This is a genomic window from Rahnella sp. NRRL B-41462, assembly GCF_003263525.1.
Taxonomy (GTDB): Bacteria; Pseudomonadota; Gammaproteobacteria; order Enterobacterales; family Enterobacteriaceae; genus Rahnella; species Rahnella aceris.
The window spans coordinates 1-12,578 of sequence record NZ_JYDF01000141.1 but is presented as its reverse complement, the minus strand read 5'-3'; the positions used below and the strand labels follow the sequence as shown (position 1 = coordinate 12,578).

Here is a 12,578-nt window from a genome sequence, read left to right as displayed (position 1 = left end):
CATTTACTTCGGCATGAAAGCACCGATGATGCAGACGTCTGAGGGTCAGATTGAAGAATCCTACTCGATTTCAGCCGGTCTGGATTTCCCGTCCGTCGGCCCGCAACACGCTTTTCTCAACAGCATTGGCCGTGCAGAATATGTGTCGATTACCGATGATGAAGCGCTGGATGCCTTTAAAGAATTGTCCCGCCATGAAGGGATTATTCCTGCACTGGAATCCTCTCATGCGCTGGCTTACGCGCTGAAACTGATCAAGGAAACACCAGAGAAAGAACAAATCCTGGTCGTGAATTTGTCAGGTCGCGGCGACAAAGACATTTTCACCGTACACGACATCCTGACTGCCCGGGGAGAGATTTAATGGAACGTTATCAGCAATTATTCAAGCGTCTGGAAAGCAAAAAAGAAGGCGCATTTGTTCCTTTCGTCACGCTGGGCGATCCGGGCGTTGAGCTGTCACTGTCAATCATCGATACGCTGATCGAAGCCGGTGCCGACGCACTGGAACTGGGTGTACCGTTCTCCGATCCTCTGGCCGATGGCCCGACCATTCAGAATGCAAATCTGCGTGCTTTTGCTGCGGGTGTGACGCCAACGCAATGCTTCAACATGCTGGCCCGTATTCGCGAAAAGCATCCGGATATTCCGATTGGCCTGCTGATGTATGCCAACCTGGTGTTCCACAATGGTATTGAAACCTTCTATCAGCGTTGCGCTGAAGTGGGCGTCGATTCGGTGCTGGTTGCCGATGTGCCGTTTGAAGAATCTGCGCCATTCCGTGCGGCCGCGTTACGCCACGGCATCGCTCCTATCTTCATCTGTCCGCCAAATGCCTCTGACGATTTGCTGCGTGAGATTTCGTCTCATGGCCGCGGATACACTTACTTGCTGTCACGTGCAGGCGTGACAGGCACTGAAAAACGCGCGCTGACGCCGCTGAATCACTTGGTTGATAAGTTACGTGAATACAATGCCGCGCCACCCTTGCAGGGCTTTGGTATTTCCGAACCGTCACAGGTAAAAGAAACGCTGGCCGCAGGCGCAGCCGGTGCTATTTCCGGTTCAGCGACGGTGCGTATCATCGAAAACAATCAGCATCAGCCTTCTGAAATGCTGGCTCAGCTTTCCCGCTTTGTCAGTGAAATGAAGGCCGCGACCCGCGCTTAACCCTCTCTCAGACAGAACCTCAGTCATACAGTGACTAAGGTTCTGTTTCTTTTAATTTCTTACTTTTTTTTACCCCGCTTAATTTGTATTACCCATTTCAATAATCCAAACTAAAATTACTCTGCAGATCAATGATACTGTATGAGAGAGATATCATCTGCTCAGCTAACATGTTGTTTCTTTTGGTTTTATAACAAATCATGGAGAGTTATTTTATGAAGCTATTCAAAACATTGTCCGCATTCTGCATGGCAGCGGTTGTGGTCCTGGCTGTTGCCGCTTGTGCGCCGACCAAAAAATCAGAAGGAACCGGTGGTTACATCGATGACACCGTCGTCACCACAAAAGTAAAATCTGCCCTGCTGGCAGATAAGAGCATTAAATCCACTGAGATCAGTGTCGAGACCTTTAAAGGCCGCGTACAGTTGAGTGGTTTTGTGACGTCAACAGCAGATGCAAACCGTGCAGTTGAAGTGACTCGCGGCGTAGCCGGTGTGCGTTCAATTGAGAATGATATGCGACTGAAATAATCAGGAATGTAGCAAACTGAAAATCTAAGAGGCGCCGAAGCGCCTCTTTTTTTGAACTGTCTTTCCGGAAATCAGAAACGATAGCCGGCGCCAAACATAAAGACCCATGGGTCGATCCGGGTGTTGATGTTTTGCTGCTCACCACCAGCTTTGAATTTGACTTCCGTATCAATATCCATCCACCAGACAGACATGTTAATTAACCAGTTATCGTCCAGGTTGTAATCCAGACCAGCCTGCGTTGCCACACCCCAGGAATCTTTGACGCTTAAATCAGACAGCCCGGCATCACGCCCGGTCTGGTTGAAATCCGCGTCATAAAATGTGGTGTAGTTGATACCCACTCCGAGGTACGGACGCAATTTGTCCTGACGGTCACCAAAGTAATACTGCGCCATCAGAGACGGCGGTAATTGTTTCACTTCTGCGATAGTCCCGGTACTTTGCAGACCGACTTTGTGCTGGAACGGTGTGGCTGCCAGCAACTCCATCCCGATATTGTCAGTGAACATGTAACCGAGGGTTAATCCCATCTGCGTGTTGTTATTGATATTAAATGAACCCAGACCCAGCACGTTGTCCGAGCCTTCTGTCGGACGAACCGTGGCTGTCCCTACGCGAAAAATCACATCCCCTGCCTGATGTGCGCTCGAGACTGCCGGAAATGCCGCTGCTGCCACTAATGCCCAATATGCTGCTTTCATTGTCCCTTCCCTTTGTGTGGATTAGTTATCAACCGCGCGAATGATACCTACTCTTTGGTATGGTTTGATCAATGCGGGATCACATCTTTAAAACAAAAAGTAAGAAAATGCATCTTCCGCAAAGCGATCTAAATCTATAAAAACAAAGGAATTGATCTGCATCAAAAATGAGGAGATTTTGTTGTTTTGTTAACAGGTGATATTTCAGTTGCTAAAAAAAATGGTGCTGCGTAATTTGCATACTCATAGTTAGTTTTGGTTTGGTGCCGTAAGGAGTCGGTAACTTCCAAGATGGGCGAAATTAACAATCCTTGTATGACCTGTGGCGCATGCTGCGCTTATTTCCGCGTTTCATTTTATTGGGCTGAATCTGAAGAGGCTGGCGGCTGTGTTCCGCAGGCACTGACAGAGCAAGTCACCCCTTTTCTGAGTTGCATGCAAGGCACGAACAGTAAAACGCCGCGCTGTGTTGCCCTGGAGGGTGAAGTGGGACATGCGGTTTCCTGTTCTGTTTATCTCAACCGTCCGACACCGTGCCGCGAATTCGATCAGTCAGGGTTGAATGGCATCGGCAATGCCGCCTGCGATCGTGCCCGTGCGAAGTATGGCCTGCCCCCTCTGGATGTAAATTTACCGACGATTGATCTCAGCCACCTCAGTTGCGTTTAAGCAGAGATTGATCGACGGGTCTGACAGGAAATCAGCGCAAAACTATCGGCGGAGGGTATTTAAAGGGTACAATCCCCGCCTTATTGATTTTTGCTTTTTGCCAAGGAGCGTCCATGTCTATCACGGCCAGTACGTTGTACCGTGACAGTTATAATTTTATGCGTAATCAGATGAGTAGCGTTTTGGCGCTCTCGGTTCTGGCCGCATTAATCACCGTCATATTAAGCTGGGTTTTAAGTCCTTCATCTGAGCAGGTCGAGGCCATCGGGCAACTGATGAGTAACATGACCGGCATGAGCGTCGGCGATATGATGGGATATATTGAGCAGCAGATTACTCCGGAGCAGCAAAGCGCGATTTTCCGTTACAGCCTGGCCGCTCTGCTGTCAACGCTCGCCGGAAACGTTATTCTGGTCGGCGGCGTTCTGACGTTGATCCAACTGATTTCTCAGGGCGTTCGCGCCAGTATTACGCAAATTTTGAGTGCGTCATTGCCGGTGTTGCCACGTCTGGCCATTTTGCTGTTTATTTACAGCATCATGTTCCGTATCGGTCTGGCGCTGCTGTTTGTTCCGGCATTCCTGATTGCGATTGCCTGGTCAATGTCACCGGTTATTTCCTGTAAAGAGAATGCAGGCGTGTTCAAAGCAATGCGCCTGAGCACCCGCCTGGCCTTCAGCAATGTGCGTCTGGTCGCCCCGGCCGTGATGCTGTGGATTGTGGCGCAGGTGGTGCTGATGCTGTTTGTTGGCGTACTGAGTGCGCTGAATCCGATGATTGGTGCAGTGATCCTCGGCGCAGTGAGCAACCTGATCAGCGCCTTTATGCTGATTTATCTGTTCCGTCTTTACATGAAATTACATGCATAATATAGACATAACTTTTTCAGGGGCGCTCCGGCGCCCTTTTCTTTTGTCCGCGAAATGATTCCGGTATAGTCATCCCATACATAAAACATGGAATGAAGTATGAAGCAGCTCCTCGATTTTCTTCCCCTGATTGTCTTTTTTGTGGTTTATAAGCTTTACGATATTTTTGTCGCATCAGGCGCGTTAATTGCGGCCACCGCGTTAGCGTTAGTGATTACCTGGATTCTGTATCGCAAAATCGAGAAGATGACGTTAATCACCTTCGCGATGGTCGCTGTTTTCGGCACCCTGACACTGGTTTTCCATAATGACGAATTCATTAAATGGAAAGTGACAGTTATTTATATGCTGTTCTCCGGTGCATTACTGATCAGCCAGCTGGTTCTGAAAAAGCCGTTAATCCAGCGTATGTTGGGTAAAGAGCTGACATTGCCGGATCACGTATGGAATAAACTGAACGTCAGCTGGGCCATCTTTTTCCTGCTGTGCGGACTGGCCAATATCTATGTGGCCTTTTGGTTACCGCAGAATATCTGGGTTAACTTCAAGGTATTTGGCCTGACCGCACTGACGCTGGTATTCACCCTGTTGAGTGGCGTCTATATTTACCGGCATATGCCGGATGACGAAAAAAAATAAGCATTCTTCTGCACGGGCCTTTCTTTGAAAGGCCTTACTTTTTCAAATTGTTGAACTGTGTGAAGCCTATCGTATGAACGAAAAACATAGCTTACCCAATGGTGAAATGGTGTTGCGTACGCTGGCGATGCCAGCTGACACCAATGCGAATGGCGACATCTTTGGCGGATGGCTGATGTCGCAGATGGATATGGGCGGGGCGATTCAGGCGAAAGAAATCGCCAAAGGTCGCGTAGTGACCGTACGCGTTGACGGCATGACGTTTCTTAAACCCGTGGCTGTCGGGGATGTGGTGTGCTGCTACGCACGCTGTATTCGTACCGGTAACAGCTCGATCACCATCAACGTGGAAGTGTGGGTGAAGAAAGTCTCTTCTGAGCCCATCGGACAGCGTTACAGAGCCACTGAAGCGGTGTTTACGTATGTTGCTGTAGATGATGAAGGGAAATCGCGCCAGCTGCCTGACGGTCGCAGTAATTTCAGCGTCGATTCCGACGGTGTCTCTCAGGACTAAGCCGGTTCTGTATGATGGGAAGTAAAAGACTGAAAGTAAAAAGGTCGCCTTCATGGCGACCTTTTTTTGCGTTGAAATCACTGGTGATGACCTGTCCTGGCTTATTCGACAGCAGAACCGCCTTTAATCCTGAACACCAGGTTCACCACGAGATTGCTGGCAGCCTTCGGTTCATAGCGCCATTTGCTCATCGCCTGTTTCACTTCCCGCTCAAACATATTGCGCGGCTCAGCTGACAGAACACGTACGTTTTGCACACGACCATCGCTGTCCACATCAAACTGTACACGAACCCGCCCTTCGATACGTAAGGCCAGTGCTCGCGCCGGATAAGCAGGTTCGCCACGCTGCAGCGGCCGCGGACCGGTATTGCTCTGCGCATTGGTAGACGCCGGAGGCTGACTCACGGGTTTAGTGACCGGCTGGTTGCTGGTTACCGGGGCAGTTTGTACCGTTTGCGCCGGTTTTTCGACGGGACGTTCAACGGGTTTCACCTTCGGTTTAACGACCGGCTTTTTCACCGGTTTTGGCTTAGGTTTTGGGGGCTCCGGAATCACAACGGCTTCAGGCGGCGGCGGTGGCTCCGGCACGACTTCCGGTTCCGGCTCAGGTGCTGGCGGTGTCGGTTCAGGTTGTGGCGGCGGGGGTGCAAAGTCGGCCGGATTGACCATCGTTACACTCATCACCTTCTGATCCTGACTTGGCAATTTGATTGACTCGCCCACCGTCATATACAACACGCCCGCAATGACTGCGACATGTAAACTAACAGCAAGCAAAACCGGCACCGTCACCTTGCGGATAAATCTAAACTTTTTTAGCGGCATAATGATTCATTTTCCCCGTGAAGCCGCAAGTTTAAATGTAAATAGCAATCATATTCAACACCGAGATGACAACTATTCTCAAATAACCCTTGTTTTGATCCTACGCAAAGCGCTTTCCCCGGACTTCAGGTTTAGCTATGTTAATTCTGTAAAATAGTCAGGCAGCCTCTGGCTGCCAAAAAACGCTCACTAAAACCCCATTAAAGGTGACTCATGCTTTACGTTATTTATTCTGAAGATGTTTCCGACTCGCTGGAGAAACGTGCTGCTGCCCGCCCTGCTCACATCGAACGCCTGAAAAAATTGCATGAACAAGGCCGCGTACTGATTGCAGGTCCGACCCCGTCCATTGACAGCGAAGATCCGGGCGCCGCCGGCATGACCGGATCCGTGCTGATTGTCGAATTCGAAACACTGGAAGACGCCAGAGTGTGGGCAGATGCCGATCCGTACGTTAAAGCTGGCGTGTATAAAGCCGTGACTGTCAAACCGTTCAAACGCGTATTCTGATGTTTTATGGGCAGTTTTTCGGGCTGCCCGCTATTCCCTGTGCCTTCCCGCCTTCTCTTTAATCAACTTTACTTTTGCTTACGTCAGTTGATTGTCTAAATATCCGGTTACTCAAACAGTTACCTGCGCCTTTTTTCTTTAACAGTCGAGCGGAGAACCTGATATGCAATGTCCGGTATGCAAAGAAAGTCAGTTAGTGATGTCCGAACGTCAGGGCATTGAAATCGATTATTGTCCTGACTGTCGCGGAGTATGGCTGGATCGCGGTGAGCTGGATAAAATCATCGAGAAATCTGCCACATTACAGGCCGCAGAACGCCCTGCAACTGCACGCTATGAGGAACGTGACCGTCGAGACGATCACCGGCCGCAAGGCAATTATGACAACCGCGGCCATTACCCGTCCCAAAAGCCCTATAAAAAGAAGAGCTTCCTTTCAGAGCTTTTCGACTGATTTCACCCCTCACGCGCCATGACATCACACCTCATGGCGTGATTCCCCGAATGCCGTCACATTGCATTCATCGCTTCTGTGTTAGAATGCTTACCCCTACCCATGAGGTAAGCATTATGTCATTCTTCGACGGACTGAAGTTTCTAACCAGCACGACCACGAAGGTCACCTGCCCGGAATGCGGTTATGTTTCAGAACAGATGAGCTCGAAAGTGCGCAAAAACGCCACGCTGGTCTGCAAAAAATGTGGCGCGCTTTTTCAGCCTAAATCCCGTTAATCAGGAATTCCATTCGTAGTTCACGGCATACAATGAAAGGCGCTGGTGCTGCTGATGATGGATTTGACGAATACGGTAAATATGGCGGTAGCGTCTTGACTGCCCTTCCAGCCAGCGGCTTCTCCGGCGCTGGGTCTGGCGTAACATCCGCCACCGGCCGACTTCATTTCTACTGTGTTTCATTCACTTGTGTCCCGTAATGCCCGTGGCTGCTTCTTTAACGAAAGCGCTTCTTTTACAGAAAGTGTCTTGAGCGGAAAAACTGCGGGACATTATAGGCCGATGACGTTGTGATCCAAGTCTTGTTTTCCCCCTTCCTCCACGTTATCAGCTAACCTTGATGTCAGGGCGATGACTCTTTTATTAATCTGATACAGATTACAGAGGTAGCTGATTGATTAGCAGGATAAAGTTAGTTAAAAGGTTTCCCCTTTCACGTACACTCATGCCGATGGCTTGCGAACAGGACTTTTCGCCTTTATGACAACATTTTATACGGTAATCAGCGGTCTTCTGGTTTTCGGTTACTGGTTACTGATTGCCGGTGTCACCCTGCGCATTCTGATGAAGCGCCGGGCAGTTCCGTCCGCAATGGCATGGCTGCTGATCATCTACATCATTCCGCTGGTCGGTATTATTGCCTATCTGTCGTTTGGGGAACTGCACTTAGGCAAACGCCGTGCGGAACGGGCAAAAGCCATGTGGCCCTCCACCGCCCGCTGGCTCAATGATCTCAAAGACTGTAAGCGTATTTTTGCCACTGAGAACAGTGAAATTGCCGCCTCACTTTTCCAGCTTTGCGAGCGCCGTCAGGGCATTGCCGGTGTAAAAGGTAATCAGTTGCAACTGCTGACCACCAGCGATGACGTGCTGCACGCGATGATGCGTGATATCGGACTGGCACGCAGTAACATCGAAATGGTGTTTTATATCTGGCAACCGGGCGGTCTGGTTGATCAGGTCGCAGAATCCCTGATGGCGGCCTCTCGCCGTGGCATTCATTGCCGTCTGATGCTGGATTCCGCTGGCAGCGTGGCCTTTTTCCGCAGCCCTTACCCGGCCATGATGCGCAACGCGGGTATCGAAGTCGTTGAAGCGTTGCAGGTGAATCTGTTCCGTGTGTTCCTGCGCCGGATGGATCTGCGTCAGCACCGTAAAGTCGTACTGATCGACAACTATGTCGCCTATACCGGCAGCATGAATATGGTCGATCCGCGTTTCTTCAAACAGGATGCTGGCGTCGGTCAGTGGGTGGACTTGATGGCGCGCATGGAAGGCCCTGTCGCCACCACAATGGGTATCGTGTATTCCTGCGACTGGGAGATTGAAACCGGCAAACGGATTTTACCGCCGGAACCGGATCTCAACCAGATGCCGTTCGAGCAGGAAAGCGGCCATACCATTCAGGTGATCGCTTCCGGCCCTGGCTTCCCTGAAGATATGATTCATCAGGCTCTGCTGACCGCGACCTATTCTGCACGCGAACAACTGGTGATGACGACACCGTATCTCGTGCCAAGCGACGATCTGCTGCATGCCATTTGCACAGCGGCGCAGCGCGGAGTGGATGTCAGTATCATTCTGCCGATGAAGAACGATTCGATGATGGTGAACTGGGCAAGTAAGGCGTTCTTTGGCGAATTGCTGGAAGCCGGTGTCAAAATTTACCAGTTCGAAGACGGCCTGCTGCATACCAAAAGTATTCTGGTCGACGGCCAGCTCAGTCTGGTCGGCACGGTGAATCTGGATATGCGCAGTCTGTGGCTCAATTTTGAGATAACACTGGTCATTGATGACGCCGGATTTGGCGATGATTTGGGCCGCGTGCAGGAAGATTATATTGCCCGCTCGCATTTGCTGGATGTGGAAGCCTGGCTTAAACGTCCTTTCTGGCACCGCATCGTCGAACGATTGTTCTACTTTTTCAGTCCGCTGCTGTAAAAGCCACGTCGGGCATGATGTAATACACACAGTACCGGCCTGAACCAGCCTGAATACACTCATCTGTAAACGAGAATGATATGGACCTGAATAATCGCCTGACCGAAGACGAAACGCTTGAACAAGCCTACGACATCTTTCTGGAACTGGCCGGAGATAACCTTGATCCGGCAGACATCCTGATCTTCAATCTGCAATTTGAAGAACGTGGCGGCGCTGAATTATATGACCCGGCTGAAGACTGGGTTGAGCACGTGGATTTCGACTTAAATCCGGACTTCTTTGCTGAAGTGGTGATTGGCCTGGCTGACGCTGAAGACCAGCCTATCAATGATATTTTCGCCCGTGTTCTGCTGTGTCGCGAGAAAGATCACAAGCTCTGCCATATCCTCTGGAAAGAATAATCTTCTCCGTCGTCCTTCAGACCGGCTCTGTGTTGGCTGCTTTCATTCACCCCGGTCACTGACATAAGTCAGCTCCCGGGAATTCACTCAATTGCCGCCTTGATCCAATCTGAATGACTTAGCAGAACGATACATAAAGATAACGAAGACGAAAAAAACCTGCCATTGGCAGGTTTTTTTATGCTTTCCGTCTGAGAATATTTATCAGAGCGGATCGACTTTCAGACAAGATACCGCGTGGCGGAAGCTGCCTTCCAGCAACGGACGGGTTATCGCACATTCTGGTCCGGCGATCGGGCAGCGGGTACGGAACACGCAACCTGACGGCGGATTAATTGGCGAAGGTAACTCCCCTTCCAGCAACTGAATGACTTTGTTGCGCTCTTTGTCCGGATCAGGAACCGGCACCGCAGACATCAGGGCACGGGTATACGGATGCTGAGGATTGTTGTACACCTCATCATAAGTCCCCAGCTCGACGGCATGACCAAGATACATCACCAGAACACGGTCAGAGATGTGCTTTACCACCGCCAGATCGTGCGCGATGAAAATCAGCGACAAGCCCATTTCACGCTGCAACTGCTGAAGCAGGTTAACCACCTGCGCCTGGATGGACACATCCAGTGCAGAGACTGGCTCATCACAGATAATCAGTTTCGGTTCCAGGATGAGTGCGCGCGCGATGCCAATACGCTGACACTGACCACCGGAGAATTCGTGCGGGTAACGGTTAATCAGGTTAGGCAGCAGCCCGACCTTTAACATCATTGCCTTCACTTTTTCCTTCACCTCAAGACGAGGCATCTTCGGATTATAGGTTTTCAGCGGCTCGGCAATGATTTCACCGATGGTCATACGCGGGTTCAGGGACGCCAGCGGATCCTGGAAAATCATCTGGATATCACTGCGCGTGTGGCGCCACTCGCTGTCCGACATATTCAGCAGATCTTTGCCCAGCCATGCGACACGACCGTCAGTGGCTTTCACCAACCCGATCAGCGCACGGGCAAAGGTCGATTTACCACAACCGGATTCCCCCACTACGCCCAGCGTTTCCCCTTCATAAAGACGCAGGGTCACGCCGTCGACGGCTTTCAGGGTTTTCGAGGGCTGCCAGAACCATTGTTTACCGTCTTTGATGTCGAAATGGACTTTAAGATCAGCCACTTCGAGCAGAACTTTTTTCTCTGGCGCGTGGGTGTTCATTGCCGCACTGTTCATGATTGTGTTGTCTGTCATACCAGCTCCTCCAGCGGCTTATAGCATGCACGCAAACGGCCATCCCCGAAACGCTCCAGCGGCGGTGCCGAGGAGCAGATATCCATCGCATGCGGACAGCGCGGCTGGAACGGACAACCTTTTGGCAGGCGCAGCAAGTTTGGCGGGTTGCCCGGAATAGTCATCATCGCGCCACCTTCGGCATCAAGACGAGGAACCGCATTGAGCAGGCCGATGGAATAAGGATGACAAGGTTCATAAAACACATCGCGTGCACGGCCATATTCCATGGTTCGCCCGGCGTACATCACCAGCACTTTGTCGCAGATACCGGCCACCACGCCAAGGTCATGCGTAATCATAATGATTGCTGTGTTGAACTCTGATTTCAGTTCATTCAGTAATGTCATGATTTGCGCCTGAACGGTCACGTCCAGCGCCGTGGTCGGCTCATCGGCAATCAGCAATTTAGGGCGGCACAGCAACGCCATTGCAATCATCACACGCTGGCGCATACCACCGGAGAATTCATGTGGGAACATTTTCATACGCTTGCGGGCTTCCGGCATTTTCACCGCGTCCAGCATGCGTACGGATTCTTCAAACGCTTCGCGCTTACTCATTTTTTTATGCAGGATCAGGACTTCCATCAACTGTTCACCCACGCGCATGTACGGGTTGAGAGAGGTCATCGGATCCTGGAAGATCATCGAAATCTGTTCTGCGCGCAGCTTATTGAGCTGTTGTTGTGGCAGATTGAGGATTTCGCGGCCATTAAATTTCGCCGAACCGCCGATGCGGCCATTACTGGCCAGTAATCCCATCAGGGCAAAGGCGGTTTGTGATTTGCCAGAACCGGATTCGCCCACAATGCCCAGCGTTTCGCCAGCACGCAGATCGAAATTCAGATCGTTCACTGCGGTAACGTCACCGTCCGGAGTCTCGAACGTGACGCGCAAATCCTGAACATCAAGTAAGATTGGCGGAACTTTGCCGTCAACCGCGGCGGGGGCTGCAAATGTGGAATGTTCAATGGTGCTCATGATTGCACTCCTTAACGATCTTTCGGGTCGAGGGCATCACGCAAGCCATCGCCGATAAAATTGAAACAAAACAGAGTTACAACCAGGAAGCCTGCCGGGAACAGCAGTAACCAAGGTGAAACTTCCATCGAGTTGGCGCCATCGCTTAACAACGCGCCCCAACTGCTCAGTGGTTCCTGTGTACCCAATCCCAGGAAGCTCAGGAAGGATTCAAACAAAATCATGCTCGGCACCAGCAGCGATGCGTAGACCACGACAACGCCCAGCACATTGGGAACAATGTGACGCAGGACAATATTGCGCGTGCTCACACCACTCACCAGCGCCGCTTCGATGAATTCTTTACGCTTGAGGCTGAGAGTCTGTCCACGCACGATACGCGCCATGTCCAGCCAGGACACCATCCCGATTGCCACGAATATCAGCAAGATGTTTTGCCCGAAGAAGGTCACCAGCAGAATAACGAAGAACATGAACGGGAAGGAGTTGAGAATTTCCAGCAGACGCATCATTGCGGAGTCAATTTTACCGCCAAGATAACCGGACAACGACCCGTAAAGCGTACCGAGAATAACGGCCACTAACGCTGCCGCTACACCGACCATCAGGGAAATACGTCCGCCGATCGCCACACGTACCAGCAAATCACGGCCTGAAGAGTCAGTGCCGAAATAGTGGTGAGAAGCAAAATCAGGCGCCGCTGACATCATATTCCAGTCGGTATCATCGTAGGAAAACTGGGATAACATCGGCGCAAACGCCACGAATAGCGCGATAAATGCCAGCACGATCAGGCTGGTGACCG

The 12,578-nt window shown here is 50.9% G+C and carries 17 protein-coding genes and 1 pseudogene; 12 read left to right on the top strand and 6 right to left on the bottom strand.

What is annotated here, in order from left to right:
• From UC14_RS24730 to UC14_RS24720, 3 genes and pseudogenes are all read left to right on the top strand, one after another.
• Positions 1-364 (top strand): annotated as a pseudogene (locus tag UC14_RS24730) (tryptophan synthase subunit beta); the annotation flags it as partial.
• Entirely contained in the window at positions 364-1,170 is an 807-nt protein-coding gene (trpA, locus tag UC14_RS24725) for a tryptophan synthase subunit alpha (RefSeq protein WP_013575929.1), read from the top strand. The pseudogene UC14_RS24730 and the gene trpA, both read left to right, overlap by 1 nt.
• Before the next feature lie 215 nt (positions 1,171-1,385).
• The gene (locus UC14_RS24720) at positions 1,386-1,700 is read left to right on the top strand and encodes a BON domain-containing protein (RefSeq protein WP_013575930.1); all 315 of its coding nucleotides are present in this window, start codon (positions 1,386-1,388) and stop codon (positions 1,698-1,700) included.
• A 71-nt stretch (positions 1,701-1,771) separates the two neighbouring features.
• On the opposite strand, the gene ompW is transcribed toward UC14_RS24720, so the two are convergent.
• Entirely contained in the window at positions 1,772-2,404 is a 633-nt protein-coding gene (ompW, locus tag UC14_RS24715; protein ID WP_013575931.1) for an outer membrane protein OmpW, read from the bottom strand.
• Positions 2,405-2,695: 291 nt separating this feature from the next.
• Between ompW and UC14_RS24710 the strand changes: the two genes are divergently transcribed.
• The 4 genes from UC14_RS24710 (at position 2,696) to yciA (ending at position 5,095) form a co-directional block, all read left to right on the top strand.
• Positions 2,696-3,073, top strand: coding sequence for a YkgJ family cysteine cluster protein (locus UC14_RS24710; RefSeq protein WP_013575932.1), 378 nt, complete (start codon positions 2,696-2,698; stop codon positions 3,071-3,073).
• 113 nt (positions 3,074-3,186) lie between these two features.
• Complete coding sequence (locus tag UC14_RS24705; protein ID WP_013575933.1) at positions 3,187-3,942, top strand: YciC family protein; 756 nt, start codon at positions 3,187-3,189, stop codon at positions 3,940-3,942.
• A 99-nt stretch (positions 3,943-4,041) separates the two neighbouring features.
• Entirely contained in the window at positions 4,042-4,581 is a 540-nt protein-coding gene (locus UC14_RS24700; RefSeq protein ID WP_013575934.1) for a septation protein A, read from the top strand.
• A gap of 73 nt (positions 4,582-4,654) precedes the next feature.
• The gene (gene yciA, locus UC14_RS24695) at positions 4,655-5,095 is read left to right on the top strand and encodes an acyl-CoA thioester hydrolase YciA (protein ID WP_013575935.1); all 441 of its coding nucleotides are present in this window, start codon (positions 4,655-4,657) and stop codon (positions 5,093-5,095) included.
• A gap of 101 nt (positions 5,096-5,196) precedes the next feature.
• Here the strand turns inward: yciA and UC14_RS24690 are convergent, their stop codons facing one another.
• The gene (locus tag UC14_RS24690; protein WP_112198629.1) at positions 5,197-5,922 is read right to left on the bottom strand and encodes an energy transducer TonB; all 726 of its coding nucleotides are present in this window, start codon (positions 5,920-5,922) and stop codon (positions 5,197-5,199) included.
• 213 nt (positions 5,923-6,135) lie between these two features.
• Between UC14_RS24690 and UC14_RS24685 the strand changes: the two genes are divergently transcribed.
• From UC14_RS24685 to UC14_RS26910, 3 genes are all read left to right on the top strand, one after another.
• A complete protein-coding gene (locus tag UC14_RS24685) occupies positions 6,136-6,432 on the top strand; it encodes a YciI family protein (RefSeq protein WP_037034485.1) in 297 nt (98 codons plus the stop codon).
• Positions 6,433-6,595: 163 nt separating this feature from the next.
• Positions 6,596-6,886: a zf-TFIIB domain-containing protein gene (locus tag UC14_RS24680; protein ID WP_013575938.1), complete on the top strand. Its 291-nt coding sequence runs from the start codon at positions 6,596-6,598 to the stop codon at positions 6,884-6,886.
• Between the two features lie 116 nt (positions 6,887-7,002).
• Positions 7,003-7,164, top strand: a complete 162-nt coding sequence (locus UC14_RS26910; RefSeq protein WP_013575939.1) for a YnfU family zinc-binding protein — start codon at positions 7,003-7,005, stop codon at positions 7,162-7,164.
• Here UC14_RS26910 and UC14_RS24675 read toward each other — a convergent pair whose 3' ends face one another.
• Positions 7,165-7,347: a YciY family protein gene (locus tag UC14_RS24675; protein WP_037034487.1), complete on the bottom strand. Its 183-nt coding sequence runs from the start codon at positions 7,345-7,347 to the stop codon at positions 7,165-7,167.
• 297 nt (positions 7,348-7,644) lie between these two features.
• On the opposite strand from UC14_RS24675, the gene cls reads away from it, so the two are divergent.
• Positions 7,645-9,105 (top strand): cardiolipin synthase, encoded by a 1,461-nt coding sequence (cls, locus tag UC14_RS24670; RefSeq protein WP_013575940.1) that lies wholly within the window; start codon positions 7,645-7,647, stop codon positions 9,103-9,105.
• An 80-nt stretch (positions 9,106-9,185) separates the two neighbouring features.
• On the top strand, positions 9,186-9,509 hold the full coding sequence (locus UC14_RS24665; RefSeq protein WP_013575941.1) for an HI1450 family dsDNA-mimic protein: 324 nt from the start codon (positions 9,186-9,188) through the stop codon (positions 9,507-9,509).
• 204 nt (positions 9,510-9,713) lie between these two features.
• Here UC14_RS24665 and oppF read toward each other — a convergent pair whose 3' ends face one another.
• From oppF to oppC, 3 genes are all read right to left on the bottom strand, one after another.
• Positions 9,714-10,718, bottom strand: coding sequence for a murein tripeptide/oligopeptide ABC transporter ATP binding protein OppF (oppF, locus tag UC14_RS24660; protein WP_015690069.1), 1,005 nt, complete (start codon positions 10,716-10,718; stop codon positions 9,714-9,716).
• Positions 10,719-10,747: 29 nt separating this feature from the next.
• Positions 10,748-11,773: an ABC transporter ATP-binding protein gene (locus tag UC14_RS24655; RefSeq protein WP_037034493.1), complete on the bottom strand. Its 1,026-nt coding sequence runs from the start codon at positions 11,771-11,773 to the stop codon at positions 10,748-10,750.
• An 11-nt stretch (positions 11,774-11,784) separates the two neighbouring features.
• Positions 11,785-12,578: oligopeptide ABC transporter permease OppC (gene oppC, locus UC14_RS24650; RefSeq protein ID WP_112198628.1), on the bottom strand; the 794-nt coding region annotated here is incomplete at its 5' end.